The sequence below is a fragment of the Pseudomonas sp. FSL R10-0056 genome (assembly GCF_009600105.1).
GTDB classification, from domain to species: Bacteria; Pseudomonadota; Gammaproteobacteria; order Pseudomonadales; family Pseudomonadaceae; genus Aquipseudomonas; species Aquipseudomonas bubulae.
In genome coordinates, this window is the sequence record NZ_WIWL01000171.1 from 140,343 (window position 1) to 165,438 (window position 25,096).

The 25,096-nt window shown below is 57.8% G+C and carries 23 protein-coding genes; 15 read left to right on the forward strand and 8 right to left on the reverse strand.

Features of this window, described 5'->3' with window-relative positions; all coding sequences use genetic code 11:
• The first annotated feature begins 15 nt into the window (after positions 1 to 15).
• The 7 genes from GHO42_RS10705 to GHO42_RS10735 are packed head-to-tail and all read left to right on the forward strand — an operon-like array spanning position 16 to position 8,486.
• Complete coding sequence (locus tag GHO42_RS10705) at positions 16 to 1,638, forward strand: methyl-accepting chemotaxis protein (RefSeq protein WP_095001265.1); 1,623 nt, start codon at positions 16 to 18, stop codon at positions 1,636 to 1,638.
• The gene (locus GHO42_RS10710; protein ID WP_153326481.1) at positions 1,638 to 2,153 is read left to right on the forward strand and encodes a chemotaxis protein CheW; all 516 of its coding nucleotides are present in this window, start codon (positions 1,638 to 1,640) and stop codon (positions 2,151 to 2,153) included. Before GHO42_RS10705 ends, GHO42_RS10710 begins: the two co-directional genes overlap by 1 nt.
• Entirely contained in the window at positions 2,150 to 3,436 is a 1,287-nt protein-coding gene (locus tag GHO42_RS10715) for a protein-glutamate O-methyltransferase CheR (RefSeq protein ID WP_153326483.1), read from the forward strand. Before GHO42_RS10710 ends, GHO42_RS10715 begins: the two co-directional genes overlap by 4 nt.
• Positions 3,433 to 4,119: a chemotaxis protein CheW gene (locus GHO42_RS10720; RefSeq protein ID WP_095001268.1), complete on the forward strand. Its 687-nt coding sequence runs from the start codon at positions 3,433 to 3,435 to the stop codon at positions 4,117 to 4,119. Before GHO42_RS10715 ends, GHO42_RS10720 begins: the two co-directional genes overlap by 4 nt.
• Positions 4,116 to 6,425 carry a hybrid sensor histidine kinase/response regulator gene (locus tag GHO42_RS10725; RefSeq protein ID WP_153326485.1) on the forward strand — a complete coding sequence of 770 codons (2,310 nt, stop codon included), beginning with the start codon at positions 4,116 to 4,118 and terminating at the stop codon, positions 6,423 to 6,425. The genes GHO42_RS10720 and GHO42_RS10725 overlap by 4 nt, the downstream gene beginning before the upstream one ends.
• Positions 6,422 to 7,432, forward strand: coding sequence for a chemotaxis response regulator protein-glutamate methylesterase (locus tag GHO42_RS10730; protein ID WP_153326487.1), 1,011 nt, complete (start codon positions 6,422 to 6,424; stop codon positions 7,430 to 7,432). Before GHO42_RS10725 ends, GHO42_RS10730 begins: the two co-directional genes overlap by 4 nt.
• Positions 7,433 to 7,484: 52 nt before the next feature.
• Complete coding sequence (locus tag GHO42_RS10735; RefSeq protein WP_095001271.1) at positions 7,485 to 8,486, forward strand: diguanylate cyclase; 1,002 nt, start codon at positions 7,485 to 7,487, stop codon at positions 8,484 to 8,486.
• Between the two features lie 144 nt (positions 8,487 to 8,630).
• On the opposite strand, the gene GHO42_RS10740 is transcribed toward GHO42_RS10735, so the two are convergent.
• Genes GHO42_RS10740 through GHO42_RS10765 form a run of 6 tightly spaced genes read right to left on the reverse strand, consistent with a single transcriptional unit; the run spans position 8,631 to position 14,501 of the window.
• Positions 8,631 to 9,257, reverse strand: coding sequence for a riboflavin synthase subunit alpha (locus tag GHO42_RS10740; RefSeq protein ID WP_095018188.1), 627 nt, complete (start codon positions 9,255 to 9,257; stop codon positions 8,631 to 8,633).
• Positions 9,257 to 10,045, reverse strand: coding sequence for a bifunctional 2-polyprenyl-6-hydroxyphenol methylase/3-demethylubiquinol 3-O-methyltransferase UbiG (locus tag GHO42_RS10745; protein ID WP_165484566.1), 789 nt, complete (start codon positions 10,043 to 10,045; stop codon positions 9,257 to 9,259). Before GHO42_RS10745 ends, GHO42_RS10740 begins: the two co-directional genes overlap by 1 nt.
• 16 nt (positions 10,046 to 10,061) lie before the next feature.
• Positions 10,062 to 10,934, reverse strand: coding sequence for a 3-keto-5-aminohexanoate cleavage protein (locus GHO42_RS10750; RefSeq protein WP_153326489.1), 873 nt, complete (start codon positions 10,932 to 10,934; stop codon positions 10,062 to 10,064).
• 5 nt (positions 10,935 to 10,939) lie between these two features.
• Positions 10,940 to 11,584, reverse strand: a complete 645-nt coding sequence (gene ribA / locus GHO42_RS10755) for a GTP cyclohydrolase II RibA (protein WP_232527636.1) — start codon at positions 11,582 to 11,584, stop codon at positions 10,940 to 10,942.
• 14 nt (positions 11,585 to 11,598) lie between these two features.
• The gene (locus GHO42_RS10760) at positions 11,599 to 12,996 is read right to left on the reverse strand and encodes an MFS transporter (RefSeq protein ID WP_146541357.1); all 1,398 of its coding nucleotides are present in this window, start codon (positions 12,994 to 12,996) and stop codon (positions 11,599 to 11,601) included.
• On the reverse strand, positions 12,993 to 14,501 hold the full coding sequence (locus GHO42_RS10765; RefSeq protein WP_095018185.1) for a gamma-glutamyltransferase: 1,509 nt from the start codon (positions 14,499 to 14,501) through the stop codon (positions 12,993 to 12,995). Before GHO42_RS10765 ends, GHO42_RS10760 begins: the two co-directional genes overlap by 4 nt.
• A 362-nt stretch (positions 14,502 to 14,863) precedes the next feature.
• Here GHO42_RS10765 and prfB point away from each other — a divergent pair.
• The 7 genes from prfB (at position 14,864) to GHO42_RS10800 (ending at position 21,665) form a co-directional block, all read left to right on the forward strand.
• A protein-coding gene (gene prfB / locus GHO42_RS10770) for a peptide chain release factor 2 (protein ID WP_130872011.1) occupies positions 14,864 to 15,959 on the forward strand; the annotation gives its coding sequence in 2 pieces (ribosomal slippage) (positions 14,864 to 14,935 and positions 14,937 to 15,959; 1,095 coding nt in all).
• Positions 15,960 to 16,071: 112 nt separating this feature from the next.
• On the forward strand, positions 16,072 to 17,574 hold the full coding sequence (gene lysS / locus GHO42_RS10775) for a lysine--tRNA ligase (protein WP_095001277.1): 1,503 nt from the start codon (positions 16,072 to 16,074) through the stop codon (positions 17,572 to 17,574).
• A 170-nt stretch (positions 17,575 to 17,744) separates the two neighbouring features.
• Positions 17,745 to 18,449 carry a TetR/AcrR family transcriptional regulator gene (locus tag GHO42_RS10780; RefSeq protein ID WP_095001278.1) on the forward strand — a complete coding sequence of 235 codons (705 nt, stop codon included), beginning with the start codon at positions 17,745 to 17,747 and terminating at the stop codon, positions 18,447 to 18,449.
• 12 nt (positions 18,450 to 18,461) lie between these two features.
• On the forward strand, positions 18,462 to 19,010 hold the full coding sequence (locus GHO42_RS10785) for a hypothetical protein (protein WP_095026621.1): 549 nt from the start codon (positions 18,462 to 18,464) through the stop codon (positions 19,008 to 19,010).
• Between the two features lie 25 nt (positions 19,011 to 19,035).
• Positions 19,036 to 20,313, forward strand: a complete 1,278-nt coding sequence (locus tag GHO42_RS10790; RefSeq protein WP_095001280.1) for a flavohemoglobin expression-modulating QEGLA motif protein — start codon at positions 19,036 to 19,038, stop codon at positions 20,311 to 20,313.
• 117 nt (positions 20,314 to 20,430) lie between these two features.
• A complete protein-coding gene (locus GHO42_RS10795) occupies positions 20,431 to 21,342 on the forward strand; it encodes an alpha/beta hydrolase (RefSeq protein WP_138738570.1) in 912 nt (303 codons plus the stop codon).
• On the forward strand, positions 21,339 to 21,665 hold the full coding sequence (locus tag GHO42_RS10800; protein WP_029611547.1) for a hypothetical protein: 327 nt from the start codon (positions 21,339 to 21,341) through the stop codon (positions 21,663 to 21,665). The genes GHO42_RS10795 and GHO42_RS10800 overlap by 4 nt, the downstream gene beginning before the upstream one ends.
• 159 nt (positions 21,666 to 21,824) lie before the next feature.
• Here the strand turns inward: GHO42_RS10800 and GHO42_RS10805 are convergent, their stop codons facing one another.
• Together GHO42_RS10805 and GHO42_RS10810 are read right to left on the reverse strand one after the other, a co-directional pair.
• The gene (locus tag GHO42_RS10805) at positions 21,825 to 22,604 is read right to left on the reverse strand and encodes an OmpA family protein (protein ID WP_095001282.1); all 780 of its coding nucleotides are present in this window, start codon (positions 22,602 to 22,604) and stop codon (positions 21,825 to 21,827) included.
• A gap of 66 nt (positions 22,605 to 22,670) precedes the next feature.
• On the reverse strand, positions 22,671 to 23,084 hold the full coding sequence (locus GHO42_RS10810; RefSeq protein ID WP_019822131.1) for a DUF4398 domain-containing protein: 414 nt from the start codon (positions 23,082 to 23,084) through the stop codon (positions 22,671 to 22,673).
• Between the two features lie 270 nt (positions 23,085 to 23,354).
• Here GHO42_RS10810 and GHO42_RS10815 point away from each other — a divergent pair.
• Positions 23,355 to 25,096, forward strand: a 1,742-nt coding sequence (locus GHO42_RS10815; protein ID WP_153384151.1) for a phosphoenolpyruvate carboxylase, incomplete at its 3' end; no start/stop codon positions are given.

A 25,096-nucleotide genomic window follows, 5' to 3' on the forward strand; every position in this document is an offset into this window, starting at 1 on the left:
ACCCGAGGATCGACTGTGAAGAACTGGACGTTACGCCAACGCATCTTGGCGAGCTTTGCTGTAATCATCGCCATTATGCTGCTGATGGTTGTTGCGTCTTACTCGCGCCTGCTGTCGATCGAAACCAGTGAAGAAAAGGTGCAAACCGACTCGATTCCCGGGGTCTATTACAGTTCGATGATTCGTAGCGCCTGGGTCGACAGCTATGTCCTGACCCTGGAGCTGGTGGGCTCGCTTAATCAGCGTGACCTGACCAATGAAGACCGCAAGTTGTACGCCAGCTACGAAGACCGCTTGAACAAAGAACTGGATAACTATCGCGGCACTATTTTTGAAGGTGAAGACAGGGCCCACTTCGACGACTTCGAGCGTCTGCATGGAGAGTACGGCGTGGTGTTGGCGAAAATTCTTGATCTCTATCAGAACAAGGATTACGCCCAGGCCCACAAGGTGCTTAGTGAGCAACTGGCTCCAGCCTGGATGGAAGGCCGCAAGTTGCTCAACAGCATCATTGAAGGCAACAGCGAGTCGGCCAAGCTCGCCACTGACAATATTGGTCACGCCGTATTGACTGCCAAGATCAGCATGATCATTTCCCTGGTTATTGCCGTACTTGCAGCAGCGCTGTGTGGCTTCCTGTTGCTGCGCGCAATCATGTCGCCGATGCAGCGTATCGTCACGATTCTGGAAGTGATGCGTTCCGGTGACCTGAGCTCGCGCTTGAATCTGGAGCGCAAGGACGAGTTTGGCGCGGTGGAAACCGGCTTCAACGACATGATGGCCGAGCTGACTACGTTGGTGTCCCAGGCCCAGCGCTCTTCGGTGCAGGTCACTACGTCGGTTACGGAAATAGCCGCTACCTCCAAGCAACAACAGGCCACAGCCACTGAAACCGCAGCCACCACTACGGAAATAGGTGCAACTTCCCGGGAAATTGCCGCCACGTCCCGTGACCTGGTGCGCACCATGACCGAAGTGACCTCGGCAGCCGACCAGGCCTCGATCCTGGCCGGTTCCGGGCAGCAGGGCCTGGCCCGCATGGAAGAAACCATGCACTCGGTGATGGGGGCTGCCGATCTGGTCAACGCCAAGCTGGCGATCCTCAACGAGAAGGCCGGTAACATCAACCAGGTGGTGGTGACCATCGTCAAGGTCGCCGACCAGACCAACTTGCTATCGCTTAACGCGGCCATTGAAGCTGAAAAAGCCGGTGAATACGGCCGCGGTTTTGCTGTGGTTGCTACCGAAGTGCGCCGTTTGGCCGACCAGACTGCCGTGGCTACCTACGATATCGAGCAGATGGTGCGCGAGATTCAGTCGGCAGTGTCGGCGGGCGTGATGGGCATGGACAAGTTCTCTGAAGAAGTACGCCGCGGCATGTCCGAAGTGCAGCAAGTGGGCGAGCAGCTGTCGCAGATCATCCATCAGGTTCAGGCCCTGGCGCCGCGTGTACTGATGGTCAATGAAGGCATGCAGGCTCAAGCTACCGGTGCGGAGCAGATCAACCTTGCGCTGGTGCAATTGGGTGATGCCAGCAGCCAGACCGTCGAGTCCCTGCGTCAGGCCAGCTTCGCGATCGACGAATTGAGTCAGGTTGCCGTTGGGTTGCGCAGCGGCGTTTCGCGTTTCAAAGTCTGATGAGCGAGCTTTCAGCCAAAAAACCGGGCGCCAAGGTGTCGCAAAAACGCCTGTTTCTGGTGTTTTATATTGGTAACGAGCGCTATGCACTGGCCGCTGGCGATGTGGTCGAAGTGTTGCCGCGCTTGCCACTCAAGCCCATAGCCCATGCCCCCGAGTGGGTAGCGGGGGTTTTTGCTCATCGTGATCGAATGGTTCCGGTGATCGATATCAGTGCCATGACCTTTGGCACCGCCGCCGTAGCCCGAACCAGCACCCGGCTGGTGCTGGTCAATTATCGCGGGCAATTGCTCGGCCTGCTGCTTGAACAGGCCAGTGACACCTTGCGCTGCGATCCGGCGGAGTTTCAGCCCTACGGTGTCGATAACCACGATGCGCCTTACCTGGGACCGGTGCGCAAAGATGAGGCCGGGCTGTTGCAGTGGTTGAGTGTCGACGATCTGCTCAGCCCTGCGGTGTCTGCTCTGCTTTTTGCCCAGGGCGAAGATGACACCTGCGTCCAGGTGGCGCCATGAGTCTTGATCAGCGTTTTTTTGACTATTTGAAGCAGCGCATCGGCCTGGATGTGGCATCGGTCGGCCCGGCGATTATCGAACGTGCCGTACGCCAGCGCTGCATTGCATTGGGCATGGCTGATAACGATCGCTACTGGCAGCGCCTGCTCAGTTCCCAGGATGAACAGCAAGCCCTGATCGAATCGGTGATCGTGCCCGAGACCTGGTTCTTCCGTTACCCCGAATCCTTTGCCACCCTGGGCCGCCTGGCCAGGCAGCGCCTGGCGGAAATCGGCAGCCGACGCCCGTTGCGTATCCTGAGTCTGCCGTGTTCGACCGGCGAAGAGCCGTATTCGATTGCCATGGCACTGTTCGATGCCGGCTTTGCTGCACACCAATTCAAGGTCGACGCCCTGGATGTCAGTCCGCTTTCGGTGCAGCGTGCGCAAAACGCGCTGTATGGCAAAAACTCCTTTCGAGGCCAGCCAACAGATTTTCGTGAGCGCTACTTCTGTGTCGAGAGCGATGGTTATCAGTTGTCGGAGCGGGTCTGCGGGCAGGTCAGCTTCACCGCAGGCAATCTGCTGGATCCGATACTGCTCGCCAGCCACGAGCCTTATGACTTTGTGTTCTGCCGCAACCTGTTGATCTACTTTGATCTTAAAACCCAGCAGCAGGCCCTTGATGTGCTCAAGCGCCTGACCCGTGATGATGGTGTTTTATTTATAGGTCCGGCCGAAGGCAGCTTGCTCAACCGGCTGGGCATGCGTTCGATCGGTGCTCCGCAGTCGTTTGCCTTTTGCCACAATCATGAGCCATTGCCGGCAGCGCGCCCTGTGCTTGCCGAACTCAAGCCACTGGCACGACCAAAAGCGCCAGCGCCAGCGCCAGCGCCTGTGCCGACACCGGCCAGCCGGCCTTTTGCCCCGCGCGCGCAAGCCCCGGTCGGGCAAAAATCGGCTTCGCCAGTGGATGGGCCGGGTCTGTTGCTTGAACAGATTGCCAGCCTGGCCAATGAAGGCAAAAGCCTTGAGGCGCGTGCGGTCTGCGAACAGTTCTTGCAGCGGCATGACCCGCAGGCCGAGGTGTTTTACTGGTTGGGCCTGCTCAGCGATGTGCAGGGCCAGACCTCAGAGGCCCAGGGCTTCTATCGCAAGGCGCTGTACCTGGAACCCCAGCATTCGGAAGCGCTGGGCCATCTGGCAGCGCTGTTGGCTTCACAAGGCGATGAAGCAGGCGCCCGGCGCTTGCACGAGCGCGCAGCCCGTAACGGGCGTTCCACTCAAAGTGAGCGTAAACAATGAGCGCTTTAGCAGCACAGAGCTTGATTCACTCCGAAGCGCAGGCCATTGATGACTGCTGGAACCGCATTGGCATCTACGGTGACAAAAGCTGCCCGTTGCTGCCCCAGCATATCCATTGCCGCAACTGCGACACGTATGCTGCTGCCGCGACCCGTTTGCTCGACCGCTATTCATTTGAGCAGCAAAGCCAGGAGCTTTATGCCCCGCAGGCCCATGAGCAAAAGGTTGCAACCTGCTCACTGGTGATTTTCCGCCTGAGTGAGGAGTGGCTGGGGCTGCCCACGCGTTGCCTGGATGAAGTGGCACCGATGCAAACCATTCACTCCCTGCCGCACCAGCGTTCCCGGGCCTTGCGCGGTGTGGCCAATGTGCGCGGTACTCTGGTGCCGTGCCTGTCGCTGGTTGAACTGCTGGGGCTTGACCCAGCCACGCCGGGAGCCTCATCGCAGCGGGTGATGCCGCGCATGCTGATTGTGGCCGCCCACGGTGGAGCCGTGGTGCTGCCGGTGGATGAGGTGGATGGCATTCATAATATTGCCGAGGGCGACATCAATGCTGCATCGCTCTCCGGCGAGCATGTCAGCGCCAAATACACCCGGGGTGTGCTGCAGTGGAAAACCCGCAGCCTGCGTTTACTGGATGAAGAGCAACTGTTGAGCGCAATCACCCGGAGCCTGACATGACCCCCGAGCAAATGCGCGACGCCTCGCTGCTTGAGCTGTTCAGCCTGGAGGCCGAGGCGCAAACCCAGGTGCTCAACGAAGGCCTGCTGGCGCTGGAACGCAACCCGACCCAGGCTGACCAGCTGGAAGCCTGCATGCGCGCGGCCCACTCGCTCAAGGGCGCAGCCCGGATTGTCGGGGTGGATGCCGGGGTCAGCGTGTCCCATGTCATGGAAGACTGCCTGGTCAGTGCCCAGGAAGGCCGTTTGTACCTGCAACGCGAACACATTGATGCCTTGTTGCAAGGTACCGACCTGCTGATGCGCATTGCCACCCCCGGCAACACTGTCACGCCTCACGACATCGACGCCTATGTGGTGCACATGAATGAGCTGCTGGATCCGTCTGCCCCCGGTGCGCGGGTGGCGCCGCCCGAATTTGACGTGTCGCAGCTGTTGTTGATGCCCTCGCCAGCTGTACCCGAACTTGCGCCAGAACCTGTGGTTGAGCGTCAGGTCGAGGTGCCAGCCGAGCCGGCAGCGGAGCCAGCACGTCGCCCCCAGCGTCTGACCGAAAGCGGCGAGCGGGTACTGCGGGTCACGGCCCAGCGCCTTAACAGCCTGCTCGATCTGTCGAGCAAATCCCTGGTGGAAACCCAGCGCCTCAAGCCCTTTCTGGTGACATTGCAACGGCTTAAACGCATGCAAAGCACCAACTTGCGGGCCATGGACACGCTCAATGAACACCTCAAGGTCTCGGGCATCAGCCATGAAGCCGAGCAGGCACTGGTCGATGCCCGGCAGATGCTGGCCGAGTCCCAGCACCTGCTCAGCGAGCAGACCGCCGAACTTGACGAATTTTGCTGGCAGGCTGGCCAGCGTGCGCAATTGCTCTACGACACTGCACTGGCGTGTCGCATGCGGCCCTTCGCCGATGTGCTGGTCGGGCAGGAGCGCATGGTGCGTGATTTGGGTCGCGCCCTGGGCAAGCAGATCCGCCTGGAAATCGAAGGCGAGAAAACCCAGGTTGACCGCGACGTGCTGGAAAAGCTCGAAGCACCCTTGATCCATTTATTGCGCAATGCCGTCGACCACGGTATTGAAACCCCGGAACAGCGCTTGCTGGCGGGTAAACCGGCCGAAGGCCTGATCCGCCTGCGCATCTCCCATCAGGCCGGTCTGCTGGTGCTGGAGTTGAGCGATGACGGTGCCGGTGTCGATCTGGACCGTTTGCGTCGCACCATCGTCGAGCGTCAGTTGTCCACCGAGGAGACGGTGGCGCAACTGAGCGAAGAAGAGCTGCTGACCTTTCTGTTTTTACCCGGTTTCAGTCTGCGCGACACCGTCACCGAAGTATCGGGGCGCGGTGTGGGGCTGGATGCCGTACAGCATATGGTGCGCCTGTTGCGCGGTGCCATTGTGCTGGAGCACACCCCCCAGCATGGCAGCCGCTTCCATCTTGAAGTGCCGTTGACTCTGTCGGTGGTGCGCAGCCTGGTGGTTGAAGTGGCCGACGAAGCCTATGCCTTCCCGCTGGCCCATATCGAGCGCATGCGCGACCTGGAGCCCGACGACATCGTGCAGCTCGAAGGCCGTCAGCACTTCTGGCATGAAGGCCGCCATGTGGGGCTGGTTGCCGCCAGCCAATTGTTGCAGCGCCCTGCCAGCCAGAGCGATGACGAAACCCTCAAGGTGGTGGTGATTCGCGAACGCGACGCGGTCTATGGCGTGGCCGTTGAGCGCTTTATCGGCGAGCGCACCCTGGTGGTCCTGCCCCTTGATCCGCGTCTGGGCAAGGTCCAGGACATTTCCGCCGGGGCCTTGCTGGATGATGGTTCACCGGTGCTGATCGTAGATGTCGAAGACATGCTGCGTTCGGTAGACAAACTGCTTAATACCGGGCGTCTTGAGCGTATCGACCGGCGTAACCGGCACACCGCCGAATTGACCCGCAAACGTATTCTGGTGGTGGATGACTCATTGACGGTGCGCGAACTGCAACGCAAGTTGCTGATCAACCGTGGTTATGAAGTGGCTGTGGCGGTTGACGGCATGGACGGCTGGAACGCGCTGCGTGCCGAACATTTCGATTTGTTGATTACCGACATCGATATGCCGCGCATGGATGGCATCGAACTGGTTACCCTGTTGCGTCGCGATAACCGATTGCAATCAATGCCGGTGATGGTGGTGTCGTACAAAGATCGTGAAGAAGACCGTCGGCGCGGCCTGGATGCAGGCGCCGACTATTATCTAGCCAAAGCGAGTTTCCATGACGATGCCCTGCTCGACGCAGTGGTTGAACTCATTGGTGGAGCCCAGACATGAGAATCGCCATCGTCAACGATATGCCCCTGGCGGTTGAGGCCTTGCGCCGGGCGCTGGCGTTCGAACCCGCGCACCATGTGATCTGGGTTGCCGGTGATGGTCAGGAGGCGGTGCGCCTGTGCGCCGAGAACACCCCGGACCTGATTCTGATGGACTTGATCATGCCGGTCATGGACGGCGTCGAGGCCACGCGCCGGATCATGGCTGAAAGCCCTTGTGCGATTGTGATTGTCACCATCGACCGCGAGCAGAATGTGCACCGTGTTTTTGAGGCCATGGGCTTTGGTGCGCTGGATGTGGTGGATACCCCCGTGCTGGGCGGCAGCAACCCCAGAGAGGCGGCGGCGCCTTTGCTGCGCAAGATACTCAATGTTGGCTGGTTGATGGGGCAGAGTGAGAAACTGGTCAAGCCGGTAGTGACCCATGCTCGTGTACCGGGTGTGCGGGCAGGGCTGGTGGCCATCGGTTCGTCGGCAGGTGGTCCGGCTGCACTTGAAACCCTGCTTAAAGGTCTGCCGAGAAACTTTGAGGCAGCTATCGTACTGGTTCAGCACGTTGATCAGGTGTTTGCTGCAGGTATGGCCGAGTGGCTGAGCACTTCGTGCGGACTTGATGTGCGCCTGGCCCGCGACGGGGAGACGCCGCAGGTGGGCACTGTGCTGCTGGCGGGCACCAATCACCATATCAGGCTATTGAAAAATGGCACGCTGGCTTACACCGCCGAGCCGGTCAATGAGATTTATCGGCCATCGATCGATGTTTTTTTTGAAAGTGTTGCCCGCTACTGGAATGGTGAAGCGGTGGGAGTGCTGTTGACCGGCATGGGGCGTGACGGGGCTCAAGGTCTTAAACTCATGCGCCAGCAGGGGTTTCTCACCATTGCCCAGGATCAGCAGAGCAGCTCGGTGTACGGAATGCCCAAAGCGGCAGCGGCCATCGATGCCGCAGTCGAGATTCGCCCATTGGACAAGATTGCGCCACGCTTGCTGGAGAAATTTGCCAAATGACTGGTAGAACCCGGCAAGAGTGGCTTGAAGGCAGTAATTCAGGTGAACGCGCATGAGCGACTTGCAGTTGGACGACGTTAAAACTGATGAAAACGCGGCCATGGTGTTGCTGGTAGACGATCAGGCAATGATCGGCGAAGCCGTGCGCCGAGGGTTGGCCCTTGAACAGAACATTGATTTTCACTTCTGTGCCGACCCGCACCAGGCCATTGCCCAGGCTATCCGCATCAAGCCGACGGTGATTTTGCAGGATCTGGTGATGCCGGGCCTGGACGGCTTGAGCCTGGTGCGCGAATACCGCAACCACCCGGCGACGCAAAATATCCCGATTATCGTGTTGTCCACCAAAGAGGACCCGTTGATCAAAAGCGCGGCGTTCTCGGCCGGGGCCAATGATTACCTGGTGAAGCTGCCGGACAACATCGAACTGGTGGCGCGTATCCGCTATCACTCGCGCTCCTACATGACGCTGTTGCAGCGTGATGCTGCCTACCGTGCGCTGCGGGTCAGCCAACAGCAATTGCTGGACACCAATCTGGTGCTGCAACGGCTGATGAACTCCGATGGCCTGACCGGGCTGTCCAACCGCCGCCACTTTGATGAATACCTTGAGCTGGAATGGCGTCGCGCCATGCGTGAGCAGAACCAATTGTCGTTGTTGATGATCGATGTTGATTACTTCAAATCATACAACGACTCATTTGGCCATCTGGACGGCGATGAAGCGTTGCGCAAGGTGGCGGCGGGCATCCGTGATGCCAGCAGCCGGCCATCTGACTTGCCGGCCCGTTATGGCGGTGAGGAATTTGCCATTGTACTGCCCAACACTTCCCAGGGCGGCGCGCGGCTGGTGGCAGAAAAACTGCGCATGGCGGTTGAAGCGATGAAAATCCCGCATATTTCGCCGACAGCAGGCTCCAGCCTGACCATCAGTATTGGCCTGTCGACCATGACCCCGCAGCAGGGTAGCAACTGCCGTGAGCTGATTTCGGCGGCGGACAAGGGGCTTTACCTGGCCAAGAAGAATGGGCGTAATCAGGTGGGTATTGAGTGATTGCTCTCAAGACCTTGTCGCTTGCATCGCAGGCAAGCCAGCTTCCACAGGTTTTGTGTCGTTTACACAGCCGGAGTGCTTACAGCACTGTCGTGGGAGCGAGCCTGCGCGCGATGGCATCAACGATGACGGCTTTGCCGCACGCTACAGGTTTCCCGGGAGCAGGCGGGCCAGGGTAGTCCTAAGGGTATCCACCAGGGTGCGGGTGGTCTGGTCGATTTCGATATTGACCCGGTCGCCCACCCGCAAGCTGCTCAAATTGGTCAGGGCGAGTGTTTGCGCAATCAGGTTGACCGTCACCCAGTGCCGCTCTTCATCCAGGCTATCGATGGTGAGGCTGCAGCCATGCATACCGACAAAACCCTTTTTGAACAGGTAGGCAAAGGTCGACGCATCCAGCTGGAGTTGCGCAGTCACCGTTTCGCCCAGTGGCTGCCACGACACGACCTGCGCGGTACTTTCAACATGGCCGTACAGTGCGTGCCCGCCATTCTCATCGCCAGTTCGATGTGAGCGTTCAATATTGACCTGCTCATCGATACTCAAGTGTTTGAGTGTCGTGATTTCGGCCGTTCGGTGAGAAATATCAAACGTCGCGGTGCCTGCAGAGTAGGCAACGACGGTCAGGCAGGTGCCGTTGACCGACACGCTGGCACCGATATCAACGTTTTCGAATAGAGAGGCTTTCTGGGCCAGGACGATACGTTTGTGCCCAGCCTGCGTGTGCACCGACAGCACTCGGGCAGTGCCTTGAACAATTCCGGTATACATCAGGCAGCCCTCCTTTTAAGCAGCATCAAGCCAGTGGAATACGCGGTTTTGTATTCTGCGGCGCAATAGTGCTCATAGAGTTTTTGATAGTAAGCGGCGATTGCCAGGTCGCGGACGCTTTCTTCGAACTGTCCATAGACCACGGAGCCGCTACCCAGGTGCCAATCCCTGAAATCTTCAAACGTCTTGAAGTGCACGGGTTCCTCGATACGGTGCGAGCGAATGATCTCGAAACCGTGAAGTGCCGTGACAAGGGAGTGCCTGTTGAACCTGAAATCATCGAATACCACGGGCTCAGCAATACAGGGGTATTGCTGGCGGATAGCGGTCAGCACCCGCTCCTGGATCGATCGCTCACCTTGTACATAATCGAAGTCGAAAGCACAGGATAAATATAAGTAACCGCCCGGTTTCAAAGCCCTGAATAATTTATCGATAACAGTTTGTTCGTTGGGAATAAACCAATGCAGGCAGGCGGCACAGACGGCTGCGTCAAACGCTGGCCAGTGTTCGAGGGGACAGTCCAGGAAGTCGCTGACCATAAATCTGATATTGGGTGCTGCATGAGCGCGGTTGGCGTACGCAATCATGTCAGCGGAAATATCAATGCCCACGTACTGCTCAATCTTTTCTTTGTCCGTGAAGAGCAGGGTATTACCGGTTCCGCACCCGACATCCAGCAATGTGCCTTGGGGGGGCGCGAACGACAGCAATAGTTTCAAACAGCGTCTCTGCAGGTTTTTGGAGGTGCGTTGATAATTTTCGGGAGTAAACCAGACATTCTCCATTTTCTGTTTCCTCGTATCAGTCAACGATAGGGGGCAAGCCATAGCGACCTTGTCCAGGTTGCAGTCCTAGTTGTTCCCTGACCTGCCTGGGGGTGGCGGGTGTCAACTCCTGCAGGTTGGCAATGGCGGTGATGCGCTCGAGCAGGCTGCGATTACTCGCCAGGATGGTGCGTTTATGGTCGAGCCAGATATTGTCTTCAAGGCCGATGCGGATGCCGTGACCAGAGGCGAGAGCCAGGGTATTGCTGCGCAGTTGATAGCTACCCAGCCCGGCGAAAGAACTGACGACATTGCCCGGCAGTGAGCTGGTAATGGCTGCCATGTGCGCAAAACTGGGCTGTGCGCCAAAAATATTGCCCAGCAAAATATTGGCGTAGACAGTGGGCGGCATTAACGATTTTTTGATCAGGCAATGCAGGTAGTTCGACATGCCGCTATCAAATATCTCAACCTCGGGCGAGATGCCTTTTAGCGCCATTTGTTCGGCGAGGTAGTTGATTGTCGCCGGGGCATTAATGCTGGGCTGCGTGGAAAAGTTCATGGACGACAAGGTCAATGAACCCATATCGGGTTTTGCGTCACCGTCCAATGACAGGGGCAGCGCTCTGAGAGTTGGATCGGAAATGTTTCGACCACTGAGTGAGGCGCATAAAATCAGTTGTTTATTATATTTTCTGATGCCTTCGAAGAGAGTGGCAAATGTGTTGAGGTCGCAGGTCGGTTCGCCGGTTTTTTGATCCCTGGCGTGCAGGTGCGCAATGGACGCACCCAGTTCGGCGGCCATCAATACATCGTCGATAATTTCTGAGGTGCTGATGGGTGTGTGGGGGTTCATCTGCTTTGTTGGTAGCATGCCTGTAGGTGAAAAATTCAGAATGTAAGTGCTCATTGCGATCACCATTTTTTGTTTTTCAAGTTGATCGTATGGTGTTTTTTATTGATTTTGCTGCGCAGGTAGTCCTCGTTTTCGACGGTCAGGAAAACCCCGGAGGGCAGGGTGGTATTGATGGTGATATCGCAATTTTCCAGGGCCAGGATTTTTGCCGGGTTGTTGGTAATCAGGTCGATGTGATGAATATGCAGGGCCTTGAGCATGGCCCCCGCACTTTCAAACTCTCTCAAGTCATCGGCGTACCCGAGCATCTCGTTGGCAGTGAAGGTATCAATGCCCTGGTTTTGCAGCAGGTAGGCATCGAACTTGGAGTACAGGCCAATACCGCGCCCTTCCTGACGCAGATAGATCAATACGCCACCCCCTCGCGCGGCTATTTGCGACAGGGCTTCTTTGAGCTGGGCGCCGCAATCGCAACGCTTTGAGCCGAATACATCGCCTGTCAGGCACTCGGAATGAACCCGGGTGAGTACGGGAGTGGTTTGACAGTCACCAATCAATAGCGCGAAGTGTTCTTTATCGACACCTTCAAATGACACAAATCGGGTGAGTTGAGGAACGCCCTCTATCGGAATTTCAACGGTGGTTTTCAACGTCAATGCTTTCATCTTCAGCTCCTTGCGTAACACCACATGAGTACGGGACATACCCAGGTTTTCCGTTAATCGGACTTGAAGTGCATGGGGTCGATATGGCTCCTGTTTGAGTTGGGCAGGCGCAGTGCGCCAAGCACGGTAAGAAGTGACGCAAGCGTCACGGTGGACATGCCGATCGTGAAGAACGGCAGGTGTTCGGGAATAAAGAAGGCACTCAGAAGGGCAGGTACTGCCTGGCCGATCAGGGCGTTGTGTTGCATCACCGAACTGATCAGGATATTGGCGTGATGCATGCGGTGCTGTTGCACATTGCGCAGTGCGGTGGATGAGTAGCCGAGAAATTGAAATGAGCGTGCGCAACCGTGTAGAAAACACATCAACCACAGTGCCGGTAGTTGGCTGAGCAGTGGCGGGAAAAGAAACAGGCCCAACGTGACGGATGTCGTCAGTGCCGAATAGATGAAATAGCGTTTCAGGCAGCGGCAGCCTGTTAATAGCCGGGCTGCCACGGGTTTTGAAACAAGGTTGCCGGCGAAAATAAACAACAGGCAGTGGCCAATCGAAACGGGCGAATAATTCGAATTTTTCATGAGGTGAATAATCAGCAGCGTTGGAAATGCATAAATGCTGATACGGAACAAACTGCCGGAGAAAATGTTGAACTTGAACGCTGGATCATTGAGCAAGGACAGATCAAACAATTGCGCCTTCGCGTGCTGGTGCAGCCTTGTGCACAGTCGTTTGCTGCCATAGAGCATTGCACCTGCGGCCAGAACGCTGCAGAAGAGCCAGTTATTCGAAGCCGCCATAAACATCATGAACAAGGCCGATGAGGACAGTGCCCATAGTGCGTAGGCATGTTTATCAAGCTGTAAACGCGGGGTTTCAGGGGCAGGCAGTGAGTACAGGGTGATGCGGCAGGCAATAATCAATCCTGCGGCAAAGAGTCCGATAGAGGCAAAAATCAGTCGCCAGTTGCCGATGTTTAACAGCAGGTTGGCCATATAGGGGGCAACCATCGGGGCGACGAGCGCAGGCGCAATCAGCCAGGCCATGGTTTTGGGAATGGCAATCTTCGGGGTGTTGGCCAGGATCAAGGCTCGTCCGGCAGGTACCACCAACGCACTGCCAAAGCCCTGGACAAGGCGGGCGATGCACAGCAGGTAAATATTCTGGCTGATGGCGCAGGCCAGGGAGGCGAGGCAAAAAATCGCCAGGCCGCACAGGAATTGTTGGGCAAGCGCGAAACGGTTGAACAAATGCCCGCTCAGGGGCAGGAACAAGACCAGGGCCAGTAGATAGGTGGCCAGTGACAGTGTCACGCCGCTGATGCTGGCGCCCAGGTCGTTGGCCATGGGGATGATGGCCATCAGCATGATGGTTGCATCCAGTACTTCCAGAAAGAAAGCACTGGCGACAGTCAGTATGGCTGCATGGCCTGAACCGCAACTGTGAGCCTTCATACCGCCAGCGCCACACCGCTGCCACGAGGGTCTGCAGCGGCGAACACCTGACCGGTCAGGGTGTTGATGCCAGCCAGCTGTACCACCCCGAATTTATCGGATAGCCCGTGAGTACAGGTAAATATCGGGTTCGTTTGTGCGGATTCGCTTAAATAGGTAATGCCGTTTGTCTTCGGGTGCCGGCCCAGATTGGCAAAGCGCGGGCTCGACAGCGCGGTTTGAACCGGGCATTGCTCAGCGATAATTTTGTAGATGACGTACGCCAGTGTCTGGGACTGCACAGGTCCCCCGGATGTACCAATGATAAATTCCAGGTGATCGGTGGTGACGCGCACGCAGTTGGTGGTGTGTTTGGCGGCTGTGTTGCCTTTGAAGGTCGAACCCAGGTGGGGGCCATTGAATGAGAATGCCCGGTTGCTCAGGATAATGCCTGTGTCATCGATCTCGAACAGTGACCCCAGGGGGGTAAAGATCGAGTTGGTTATGCCGGTCAGGGTCCCGTCGGCCTCGGCACATGCCATAAAGATGGTGTGGGAGGGTTTGGACAATTGAGGCACAGGTTCGGGGTTGTCGAATTTGAGCTGTTGATAGATCAGGGCGGCCTGTTGGCTCAGGCTGTCATCGCTGTGCGTCTCTGAAGAAAGCGGCGATGCCACCCAGCTGTCGATCAGCCCGGCTGCCGTACAGAGCTGTGCCGGTGTGAGCAAGGCCGTGTCTTCGGCACTCCACTGGTAGACTTTCAAGAGCAGGAACAGCTCTTTCCATGGACTGTTACTGCCATGCGCCGTGACATTGGCGTGCATGAAGGTGGTTTTTTTTACTTCAGAGGGGTTAGGGGTAAAGTCGGAAAAATCTTCAGGTGTATACAAATGCGGGTCGCAGGTCGACAGCGCGTCAAATACCTGCGCCGCCAACTGCCCCCTGTACATGGATGCAAAACCTTCACGCGCCAAAGTGGCCAGGGTTTGACGGTAGAAGGGCGCTGGATCTTGCTGTTGAATAAAGTATTTGTTCCATTGTGAAAACCGTGTCTGTCTGAGTGAGTCTTTAGTGCTGTTATCAAACGCCTGAATCAAACTGCTGGACGCCACCACGCCATGTTTCAAGTCATTGTCGTGCAGGTGTTTAAATACGCCGTTCAAGTCGATGTCATGTAGGCGTGTATAACGATCATAAGCTGAAGGGCAGCCATAGATCATGGTGCTGTAAATCCCTCTGCGAGGAATTGATACAAGGCCTTTATGCAAGTAGTTGTCGTGATGCTGGTGAAAACCTGTTCTGCCCGTTCCATTGAAAATGGCCAGGTTATGGGGGGTTGATTGCATGATAATTGCGTCGCCTCCCAGACCGCATAAGTGCGGGAGGTTATACGTCAGTGACACGGCTGCACTTAATACGGCATGCGGGGTCGCCCCTGATGTTAGATAGGCCTGCATGGCCATCATCGAGGACTTGAAGTGGGGGGTCGCTATACCGAATGAGTGACCGTTCGCTAAGTTCGACATGGGGCTGCCATTTAATTATTGGTTGTTCGGATATGGCGTGTGGGTATCAGGTAATCAGGTGTTGTAAGTGTGTTGTAGGTATAGCGGTGCAGGTTTTTAAGTGCAATTATTTGGCGTGTAGTACTTTTCTCTCAAATTGGGTAATTATTCCTATGTAGTATTCAAACTTGTCGTACGGCTGAGATGGCCTCGTCTTTCAGATGTAATTCTGTGCCCATAATCGTGTGCGACGTATCGCTCATCGAAGAAGGCTTGCGACCTGTTGTCACTGGCCACATAACCCCGCCAGGCGGGCTGCTGATACGCTCGGTTTACGGTATACTCCCCGGCTTTGTAAAAATCGCCTGAGAGTGCCGCCAGCCATGGAAATCAACCCGATCCTTAACAGCATCAAGGACCTGTCAGAGCGCTCCGAAACCATTCGGGGGTATCTTTGACTACGATCAAAAGCATGAGCGTCTGACCGAAGTCAATCGCGAGCTTGAAGATCCGAGTGTCTGGAACAACCCTGCATACGCCCAGGAACTGGGGCGCGAGCGCTCCCTGCTGGCGCAGATCGTTGAAACCCTCGATGAGATGCACACAGGCCTGGCCGATGCCAAAGACCTGCTGTTGATGGCCGCCGAGGAAGAAGACCAGGGCGCCGTCGATGACGTGGCCGCTGAAGTTGAACGCCTGCGCGAAGCCCTTGAAAAACTCGAATTCCGCCGCATGTTCAGTGGTGAGATGGATGCCAACAACGCGTACCTGGACATCCAGGCTGGCTCCGGTGGCACCGAAGCGCAAGACTGGGCCAATATCCTGCTGCGGATGTATTTGCGTTGGGCCGACAAGCGCGGCTTCGATGCCACCATCATGGAACTGTCCGCCGGTGAAGTTGCCGGTATCAAGGGTGCAACCGTTCATATCAAAGGCGAATACGCATTTGGTTGGTTGCGCACCGAGATTGGCGTCCATCGTCTGGTACGCAAAAGCCCGTACGATTCGGGCAACCGTCGTCATACCTCGTTTTCGGCTGTATTCGTTTCGCCGGAAATCGATGACAACATCGAAATCGACATCAACCCCTCTGACCTGCGGATCGATACCTATCGCTCCTCCGGAGCGGGTGGTCAGCACGTAAACACCACTGACTCGGCCGTACGTATCACTCACGTGCCGACCAATACCGTGGTGAGCTGCCAGAACGAACGTTCCCAGCATGCGAACAAAGACACCGCGATGAAAATGCTGCGGGCGCGTCTTTACGAGCAGGAAATCCAGAAGCGCAATGCCGCTTCCCAGGCCCTGGAAGACACCAAGTCGGACATCGGCTGGGGTCATCAGATCCGCTCGTACGTTCTCGACGCCTCGCGGATCAAGGATTTGCGTACCAATATCGAGCGCAGCGACTGCGACAAGGTGCTCGACGGCGATATCGACGAATACCTGATAGCCAGCCTGAAACAAGGGCTGTAAGTCGGCAACAAAACGTGTGCGAAGCCAGTGCGATGCCCAGAGGGCGCGCCAAAGCCCGCTTCCCCCTGCCGCAAGGCGGGGGCAACAGAACTGTGATGGAATTTTTAAAGACATGAGCGACCAACAACTCGACCCGCAAGACCTGCAACAGGAAGAAAATGCCCTGATCGCCCTGCGCAAGGAAAAGCTTGCTGCCGTGCGTGCCAAGGGCAATGCCTTCCCGAATGACTTCCGCCGTGACAGCCTCTGCGCTGACCTGCAGAAGAAGTATGCGCAAGCGTCCAAGGAAGAGCTGGCCGAAGCCGCCATTCCGGTGAAGGTTGCCGGTCGCATCATGCTTAACCGTGGCTCGTTCATGGTGATCCAGGACATGACCGGTCGCATCCAGGTCTACGTCAACCGCAAGACCCTGCCGGAAGAAACCCTGGCCGAAGTAAAAACCTGGGACCTGGGCGACATCATTGCCGCTGAAGGCACCCTGGCCCGCTCCGGCAAAGGTGACCTGTACGTTGAAATGACCAGCGTGCGCCTGCTGACCAAATCCCTGCGTCCGCTGCCGGACAAGCACCACGGCCTGACCGACACCGAGCAGCGCTATCGCCAGCGTTACGTTGACTTGATCGTTAACGAAGACGTGCGTCACACCTTCCGTGTACGTTCGCAAGTGATTGCCCACATTCGCAGCTTCCTGATGGCACGCGACTTCCTGGAAGTCGAAACGCCGATGCTGCAAACCATCCCGGGTGGCGCTGCGGCCAAGCCGTTTGAAACCCACCACAATGCCCTGGACATGGACATGTACCTGCGCATCGCGCCGGAACTGTTCCTCAAGCGTCTGGTGGTGGGTGGTTTCGAGAAAGTGTTCGAGATCAACCGCAACTTCCGTAACGAAGGCGTGTCGACCCGTCACAACCCTGAATTCACCATGTTGGAGTTCTACCAGGCTTACGCCGACTACGAAGACAACATGGACCTGACCGAAGAGCTGTTCCGTGAACTGGCGCAGCTGGTTCTGGGCACTACAGACGTACCGTACGGTGACAAGGTGTTCCACTTTGGCGAACCGTTTGTGCGACTGTCGGTATTCGACTCGATCCTCAAGTACAACCCCGAGCTGACCGCTGACGACCTCAACGACATCGACAAGGCTCGCGCCATCGCCAAGAAAGCCGGCGCCAAGGTGCTGGGCTTCGAAGGTCTGGGCAAGCTGCAAGTGATGATTTTTGAAGAGTTGGTCGAGCACAAGCTGGAGCAACCGCACTTCATTACCCAGTACCCGTTCGAAGTGTCGCCGCTGGCCCGTCGCAACGACGAGAACCCGAACGTTACTGACCGTTTTGAGCTGTTCATCGGTGGCCGTGAAATCGCCAACGCCTACTCCGAGCTTAATGACGCAGAAGACCAGGCAGAGCGCTTCATGGCACAGGTAGCCGACAAGGACGCCGGTGACGACGAAGCCATGCACTACGATGCCGACTTCGTCCGCGCCCTGGAATACGGCATGCCGCCGACTGCCGGTGAAGGTATCGGTATCGACCGTCTGGTGATGTTGTTGACCAACTCACCGTCGATTCGCGACGTGATCCTGTTCCCGCATATGCGCCCGCAAGCGTAACGATGCAGAATAAGAAGCCGCCGTTAAAGGCGGCTTTTTATTGCCTGGCATGCAGCCAGCAGAATAATCAGGAGAGTTTGTGGGAGCGAGCCTGCTCGCGAAGGTGGCTTTCGCGAGCAGGCTCGCTCCCACAGTTTCGGTAACGCCGCTCAATTCAGAAGGAATCTGTGATGCCTCCTCAAGGCGCAGCAAATGTTGCGGTGGCGCTTGCCCAAAGTGTCGAATACCAGGGTCGCAAGGCCAGCCGGCATGGCAGCGAGCAGCGCCGCCAGTTGATTCTCGATGCTGCCATGCGCATCGTCATACGCGACGGCGTGCGGGGCGTGCGCCATCGGGCGGTGGCCGCCGAAGCGGGGGTGCCGTTGTCGGCAACCACGTATTACTTCAAGGATATCGATGACCTGATCAACGACACCTTCGCCCAGTATGTGGAGCGCAGTGCGGCCTTTATGGCCAAGCTGTGGCAGGGCACCGAAGGCAAGTTGCGGGAAATGATGGCCCAGGGCGATGGCAGCCACCGGGCGCGGGGGCTGCTGGCCGATGATATTGCACGGATGACCGCCGATTACCTTCAGCGCCAACTGCTCACCCGCCGCGACCAGTTGATGGCCGAGCAAGCTTTTCATCAGGCCGCATTGATCAACCCGCGGCTGGCGGTGCTGGTACGTGCCCATCAGCAGATTTTCCTGCAGGGTGCCGGGCAGATCTTCGAAGTGCTAGGCTCCACACAACCTCAGCAGGATGCCAAAGTCTTGACGGCGATTATCGGTCGGATGGAATATCAGGCCCTACTTGATGGCGCGCAGCCCGAGGCGGATGACGACCGTCTGGCTATTCTTACGCGTTACATGCACTTGGTGTTGGCCGCTCTATAGAAGGATGCAGGCATGAAAGTTTGGCGCGTGATGCTTATGGCATTGTCGTTTTTGATGTTGAACGGCTGTCTCGTGACCTTCAGCCAGGCCCCGATCGAGGCGCAGCCGGCACCCAAACAGCTGCTGGGCAAATGGGTCAGCAAGGATGCCTGGGGCCAGGCGCGCAATCTCGATATCAGTGCCATCGACAAAACACGCTACCAGGCCGTCGTTTACCCCAAGGGCGAACCCAAGGCCCGTGAGCGCTATGTCTTTATCGTCGCCCGCCACGGCAGCCGCTGGTATGCCTCGGCCGCGATACCGGCCAAACTGGGCGGCAACCATACCCTCAGCGGATTTGAGCTGACCGATAACGGCGAACTGGTGATCTACGATCTTGACCTGGATCAGATCAAGCAGGCCATTGGCCAGTCCGCATTGAACGGTGAGCCGGTGGAAACCGCTGAAGGGACGGGTACCCTGATCAAAAGCCCGTCGGCTGAAGTCTTTGCCTATCTGGATGACCCGGCCAATTCCGACGTATTTGTCGAAGCGGCCCGCTATAAACGTGTGGCCAAATAACGCTGTTAACTGAAGGAAGCTGCCGGTGGACGACTACCAGCGCACGATACGCACCTTGTCTGACCGCATCGTGCTGGCACAGACACCGATCCGCGTGCTGGATGCGGTGAAGTGGGATGACAGCATCCGCCAGGGCTTTTTAAAGGCCAAAGGCAAGGCCATGCCTGCAGTTGATCGCGACTATTACCTGGGCCGGCCACTGGCTTTTGATTCGGCGGCGGTGAAGTCCGAGTTCCAGAACATCGAGCGGGATATCACCCGCCAGCTGGGGCAGTTCAACCCGGTCGGGCAGATCATGCGGCGCATGTGCAAGGAATACCGCATGGTGGTGCGCATGCTCGAAGCCCGTGGCACCGAGGATTTCGGGCTTATTTCCCAGGAGCTGTATGGCGCAGCTTCCGATGCGTTTCATGCTGGCGATCCGACCCTGGCTGACCTGGGCCTGATGATGTCCGATTACCTGGACAACATCGACGGGCGCGGGGCGCTCAAGGACGAAGCCAAGATCCTGACCGCCAAGGATGCCGTGAATCTGCTGCAAAGCCGCCTGAACAAGGTGTTTGGCGAGGCTGAAGAAACCATCCGCGTGTTCGAGTCCGACGGTATCGTGGCAGATGCGGCGGCGGGTGCCGATTACATCAAGATCCGAACCGATGCGATGTTCAACGAACGCGACGTGCGCGCCCTCGAAGTCCACGAAGGGCTGGTGCATGTGGGCACCACGCTCAATGGCCTGAACCAGCCGATCTGCACCTTCCTGTCCAAGGGGCCGCCTTCTTCCACCGTGACCCAGGAAGGCCTGGCAATCCTGATGGAGATCATCACCTTTGCCTCCTACCCCAGTCGCCTGCGCAAACTGACCAACCGAACCCGCGCCATCCATATGGTGGAGGAGGGCGCAGATTTCATGCAGGTGTACGAGTTTTTCCGCGAGCAAGGCTTCGAGATGCCAGAAAGTTATGGTAACGCGAGTCGGGTTTTCCGTGGGTCGGTGCCAAATGGACTGCCATTCACCAAAGACTTGTCCTACCTCAAGGGCTTCATCATGGTTTACAACTACATTCAGTTGGCCGTACGTAAAGGCAAGCTGGAACAAGTGCCGCTGCTGTTCTGTGGCAAGACCACCCTGGAGGACATGCGAACCCTGCGTCAGTTGGTGGATGAAGGCCTGGTGGTAGCGCCCAAGTACCTGCCGGACCAGTTCCGCGACATGAACGCGCTCTCGGCCTGGATGTGCTTCAGCAACTTCCTCAACCATTTGAGCCTTGACCGTATCGAAGCGGATTACTCCAACATTTTGTGAACCCTGTGGGAGCGGGCTTGCTCGCGATACAGGCGCTGCTGCGTTTCAGTTGAACCGCGTCGATGCCATCGCGAGCAAGCCCGCTCCCACACTCACTCGTTCAGGCGAATCTTTCTGATGAAAACCCTGGCTGCACTCTGCCTGCTGTTGACCCTCAGCGGATGCAGTTCCCTGTTGTTCTACCCTGAGCCCGGCCAGCCGGTTACCCCGAAGGCCGCTGGCCTGGATTATAGCGATGTCACCCTGACTGCCGCCGATGGCACGCGCCTGCACGGTTGGTGGCTACCGGCCAAGAAAGGCGTGCCGCTCAAGGGCACGGTGCTGCATCTGCACGGCAATGGCGGCAACCTGGCTTACCATCTCGGCGCCACTGCCTGGTTGCCGGAGCAGGGTTATCAAGTGCTGATGCTCGACTACCGCGGTTACGGCCTGTCCCAAGGAGAGCCCGGGCTGCCGGCGGTGTATCAGGACATCGATGCCGCTTTTGACTGGTTGCAGCATGAGCCGCAAGCCCGGGGCCTGCCGCTGATTGTGCTGGGGCAAAGCCTGGGCGGCGCCATGGGCATCCACTACCTGAGCGAGCACCCGCAGCAGCGCGCGCGAGTCAAGGCGGTGGTGCTCGATGGCGTGCCGGCCAGTTACCGCGAAGTGGGGCAGTTTGCCCTGAGTACGTCCTGGCTGACCTGGCCGCTGCAGGTGCCGCTGTCCTGGCTGGTACCGGATGCCGACAGTGCTCTTTACGCGATACCGAACATGGGCGACACGCCGATGCTGATCTTCCACAGCCTCGATGATCCCATCGTGCCGCTTTCCAATGGCCTGCGCCTGTACCAGGCTGCGCCACCGCCCAAGGTGCTGCAACTGACCCGTGGCGGCCATGTACAGACGTTTGCCGACCCGACCTGGCGTCAGGTAATGCTGCGTTACCTGGATGACCCGCAACATTTCAATGGCGTGCGGCGCCTGGGCGAAATTGCCAATTACCCCGCGTCACCGAACACCGAACTTGAATCCGAGAGCCAACAATGAGTGAAGAACGCAACGCCATCCCCCTGATCATCACCGGTATCTGCAGCATTATCGGCACCGTGGGCGCCCTGTGGTACTACGGTTACCTGCATTTTGCCAAGCCCGAGGACGCCTTGCTGCTCAGCGACTTCACCATGCTCAAGACTATCCCGGGGGAGGACTATAAGGTCTCGCTCACGCCGGCCAACCAGGTGGCGCAGTGCATCGACGGCATCATCGTCTTGTTCGATACCGAGCAAAAAGGCCTGACCGGTGTGCTGGTCAACAACAAGAAACAGGCCGTACGTTGCCTGGGCCAGGAAACGCCGAAGCTGGAGCAGTAACGTTCTGTTGTGGGAGCGGGCTTGCTCGCGATTGAATCGCCTCGGTATGCCTGACTAACCGCGCTGTCTGCATCGCGAGCAAGCCCGCTCCCACAGTTGTGGATATATTTGCGCAAAAAAAAGCCCCGCCTGATTACTCAGGCGGGGCTTTTTCATGTCTTACTTCATGGTTGAACGCGGAGCAACCGGCTGGTTGTCGTTGGAGATGGTCACTTCAACGCGGCGGTTCTGGGCGCGGCCAGAATCGGTGCTGTTGCTGGCCACCGGGTATTCCTTGCCATAGCCCTGCGCCACGATGCGGGTAGGGTCTACGCCTTTGCGCACCAGTGCATTACGCACCGACTCGGCACGGCGCTCGGACAGGGTCTGGTTGAAAGCCGCCGAACCGACACTGTCGGTGTAACCCTCGACAATCACCTTGCGGTCCGGGTTCTGCAGCAGGTATTCGGCCAGGGTGTTGATATTGCGCATGCCGTTGGGTTGCAGCTCGGATTTGCCGAACTGGAACAGCACATCACCAAAGGTCACCAGTGTGCCGCGTTCGGTTTGCTTGGCGTTCATGCCTTTGAGTTGCTGGATCTGCGCATCACGGGCATCGAGCAAGGCCTGGTTGCGCGCCGCACCGGCGTTTTTCAGATTGTTTTCAGCGGTTCGCAACGCGATGGTCTGCTTGGCCACTTCCACACGCTGGTTGGTCAGGTAAGCCAGCTGGTCAACCTTGGACTCGTCTTCCTTGTTCAGGTAAGCCTTTTCAGCCTTGTCCAGCCATTCGCTGGCGTCCTTGGTTTCGAGCGCTGCAACCTTGGTCGCTTCAGGGTTGGTTTGCAGAGCCGAGAAGTTGGTCTTGGCGTTTTCCAGGTTGACGTTGGGCTGGTGCGAGCACGCCGCCAGGCCAACGCTCAGGGCCAACAGGGCAGGGATCATTACTGTATTGCGCATGATATGTCGTCCTTTCTATCGATTAGGAATGCTGTGTCGTCAGATGCAGTCAAAAAAGGGCAGCGTTTACTGAACGCTGCGCATGCCTTCCTGACGCAATTGCTGAACGGCATTCTGAGCATCCTGAACAGCCTTCTCTGCTTTAGCTGCCTGGGCCTTGCGCTCTGCTACGCGAGCATCCCACTCAGCCTGTTCGGACAGGCGGCGGGCCTCGTCATATTTTTTGTCATGCATGGCGAGCTCGGCCTGCTTGAGCTTGTCCTGGGCTGACTTCATTTCCACCGGTGCATATTCAGTGGCACCTGCGCTCACGGCGTTGTTCACCGCCGATTGCGTCACGGCGTACTGCTCTGAAGGTGGATTGCCAGCACAACCGGCCAGAACGAAGCTGGTGCCGATTGCCAGCGCAGCCAGTTTTAGCCCGCGCAGGCGAGGTGAGGTGGTTTTGACAGTGCGGGTCATCATGGTCTTCAACTCCATTGGGAAGCTCCTTAAAAAAGCAAATTCCATCACGACTGGCGACGTCACCCGGAGTGTTGGAACACGAGTTCCAGCGGTGATGGTTAATGGCTGTGACCGAAGCGTTTTTTGAATAGTTCAATAAAAGATGGCATTTGGCCTAAAAGATTTTCTGACCGATTGGTCAGCGCATTTTTTTAAATCTGTGCTTCCCATGGCTTGCCTCCAACTGCCTTTGCAACGCACTCTTGGGGCACGAGCTGTCCCCGGATCCTGCTGGAGAAACTGCTGATGACCGATATTGATGCACGCTTGCGCGATGATGTTCACCTGCTGGGTGAGCTGTTGGGTAATACGATTCGTGACCAATACGGCGAAGCTTTTCTCGCCAAGATCGAGCGCATTCGCCAGGGGGCCAAAGCCGACCGGCGCGGCACCACCGGCGAGGAGTTAAGCGCCATTCTGGACGCCCTGGGCGATGACGAAGTGCTGCCCGTTGCGCGAGCCTTCAACCAGTTTTTGAACCTGGCCAACATTGCCGAGCAGTACGAACTGATCCACCGCCGTGAAGAAGGCCAGCCCCAGCCGTTTGAGGCGCTGGTGTTGCCGCAACTGCTTGCGCGCCTGCTCGCCGAAGGCCATGACCCCGAGTCGCTGGCGCGCCAGGTCAGCCGTCTTGAAATTGAACTGGTACTCACCGCACACCCCACTGAAGTGACTCGCCGCACCCTGATCCAGAAGTACGATGCCATAGCCGAGCAACTGGCGGCCCAGGACCATCGTGACCTGACCCTCGCGGAAAAATCCGAGATCCATCAGCGCTTGCAGCGGTTGATCGCCGAGGCCTGGCACACCGAAGAAATCCGTCGCACCCGACCTACCCCTGTGGATGAGGCCAAGTGGGGTTTTGCGGTGATCGAGCATTCGTTATGGCACGCCGTGCCGCATATGCTGCGTAAGGCTGACAAGGCCCTGCATGCCGCGACCGGCCTGCATTTGCCGCTTGAGGCCGCACCGGTCCGCTTTGCTTCCTGGATGGGCGGCGACCGTGATGGCAATCCCAATGTCACGGCCAGCGTTACCCGTGAAGTACTGCTGCTGGCGCGCTGGATGGCGGCGGACCTGTACCTGCGCGATATCGACAAACTGGCGGCCGATCTGTCGATGCAACAGGCCTCGGCGCAACTGCTGGCCGCCGCAGGCGACAGCGCCGAGCCGTATCGCGCCGTACTCAAACAATTGCGTGAACGCCTGCGGGCCACCCGCAATTGGGCGCATACAGCCTTGCAGAGCACCCAGGCCGCGCCGCCTGAAGTGCTGCAGGACAATCGCGAACTGCTGGCGCCGTTGCAGCTGTGTTATCAGTCCCTGCATGCCTGTGGCATGGGCGTAATTGCCGATGGCCCGCTGCTCGATTTCCTGCGTCGGGCTGTAACCTTCGGCCTGTTCCTGGTGCGCCTCGATGTGCGCCAGGATGCTGCACGCCATGCCTCGGCCATGACTGAAATCACCGATTACCTGGGCCTGGGCCGCTATGAGGACTGGGACGAAGATGCGCGTCTTAGCTTTCTGATGCGCGAATTGAACAACCGTCGGCCGCTGTTGCCCGGATATTTCAAGCCGGGTGCCGACACCGCCGAAGTGCTGGCGACCTGCCGCGAAGTCGCTGCCGCACCGGGCGCCTCGCTGGGCTCCTACGTGATCTCGATGGCCGGTGCTGCCTCGGATGTACTGGCGGTGCAACTATTGCTCAAGGAGGCTGGGCTGGAGCGGCCGATGCGGGTTGTACCGCTGTTCGAAACCCTCGCCGACCTCGACAATGCGGGGCCGGTGATCGAGCGCCTGCTGCTGTTGCCGGGTTATCGCGCGCACCTGCAGGGCCCGCAGGAAGTGATGATCGGCTATTCCGACTCGGCCAAGGATGCGGGCACCACCGCGGCCGCCTGGGCGCAGTACCGGGCGCAGGAAGCCCTGGTCAATATCTGCCGTGAGCAAGGCGTCGAGCTGCTGTTGTTTCATGGTCGCGGCGGTAC

What these genes read in the sequence shown, in the direction of transcription:
- lysS (WP_095001277.1), top strand. Translation starts at nt 16,072, where the DNA reads ATGAGCGACCAACAACTCGACCCGCAAGACCTGCAACAGGAAGAAAAT.
- GHO42_RS10795 (WP_138738570.1), top strand. Translation starts at nt 20,431, where the DNA reads ATGAAAACCCTGGCTGCACTCTGCCTGCTGTTGACCCTCAGCGGATGC.
- GHO42_RS10715 (WP_153326483.1), top strand. Translation starts at nt 2,150, where the DNA reads ATGAGTCTTGATCAGCGTTTTTTTGACTATTTGAAGCAGCGCATCGGC.
- GHO42_RS10805 (WP_095001282.1), bottom strand. Translation starts at nt 22,604, where the DNA reads ATGCGCAATACAGTAATGATCCCTGCCCTGTTGGCCCTGAGCGTTGGC.
- GHO42_RS10765 (WP_095018185.1), bottom strand. Translation starts at nt 14,501, where the DNA reads ATGTCGAACTTAGCGAACGGTCACTCATTCGGTATAGCGACCCCCCAC.
- GHO42_RS10710 (WP_153326481.1), top strand. Translation starts at nt 1,638, where the DNA reads ATGAGCGAGCTTTCAGCCAAAAAACCGGGCGCCAAGGTGTCGCAAAAA.
- ribA (WP_232527636.1), bottom strand. Translation starts at nt 11,584, where the DNA reads ATGTCCCGTACTCATGTGGTGTTACGCAAGGAGCTGAAGATGAAAGCA.
- GHO42_RS10785 (WP_095026621.1), top strand. Translation starts at nt 18,462, where the DNA reads ATGAAAGTTTGGCGCGTGATGCTTATGGCATTGTCGTTTTTGATGTTG.
- GHO42_RS10720 (WP_095001268.1), top strand. Translation starts at nt 3,433, where the DNA reads ATGAGCGCTTTAGCAGCACAGAGCTTGATTCACTCCGAAGCGCAGGCC.
- GHO42_RS10745 (WP_165484566.1), bottom strand. Translation starts at nt 10,045, where the DNA reads ATGGAGAATGTCTGGTTTACTCCCGAAAATTATCAACGCACCTCCAAA.
- GHO42_RS10735 (WP_095001271.1), top strand. Translation starts at nt 7,485, where the DNA reads ATGAGCGACTTGCAGTTGGACGACGTTAAAACTGATGAAAACGCGGCC.
- GHO42_RS10760 (WP_146541357.1), bottom strand. Translation starts at nt 12,996, where the DNA reads ATGAAGGCTCACAGTTGCGGTTCAGGCCATGCAGCCATACTGACTGTC.
- GHO42_RS10810 (WP_019822131.1), bottom strand. Translation starts at nt 23,084, where the DNA reads ATGGAGTTGAAGACCATGATGACCCGCACTGTCAAAACCACCTCACCT.
- GHO42_RS10730 (WP_153326487.1), top strand. Translation starts at nt 6,422, where the DNA reads ATGAGAATCGCCATCGTCAACGATATGCCCCTGGCGGTTGAGGCCTTG.
- GHO42_RS10780 (WP_095001278.1), top strand. Translation starts at nt 17,745, where the DNA reads ATGCCTCCTCAAGGCGCAGCAAATGTTGCGGTGGCGCTTGCCCAAAGT.
- GHO42_RS10750 (WP_153326489.1), bottom strand. Translation starts at nt 10,934, where the DNA reads ATGAGCACTTACATTCTGAATTTTTCACCTACAGGCATGCTACCAACA.
- GHO42_RS10800 (WP_029611547.1), top strand. Translation starts at nt 21,339, where the DNA reads ATGAGTGAAGAACGCAACGCCATCCCCCTGATCATCACCGGTATCTGC.
- GHO42_RS10725 (WP_153326485.1), top strand. Translation starts at nt 4,116, where the DNA reads ATGACCCCCGAGCAAATGCGCGACGCCTCGCTGCTTGAGCTGTTCAGC.
- GHO42_RS10740 (WP_095018188.1), bottom strand. Translation starts at nt 9,257, where the DNA reads ATGTATACCGGAATTGTTCAAGGCACTGCCCGAGTGCTGTCGGTGCAC.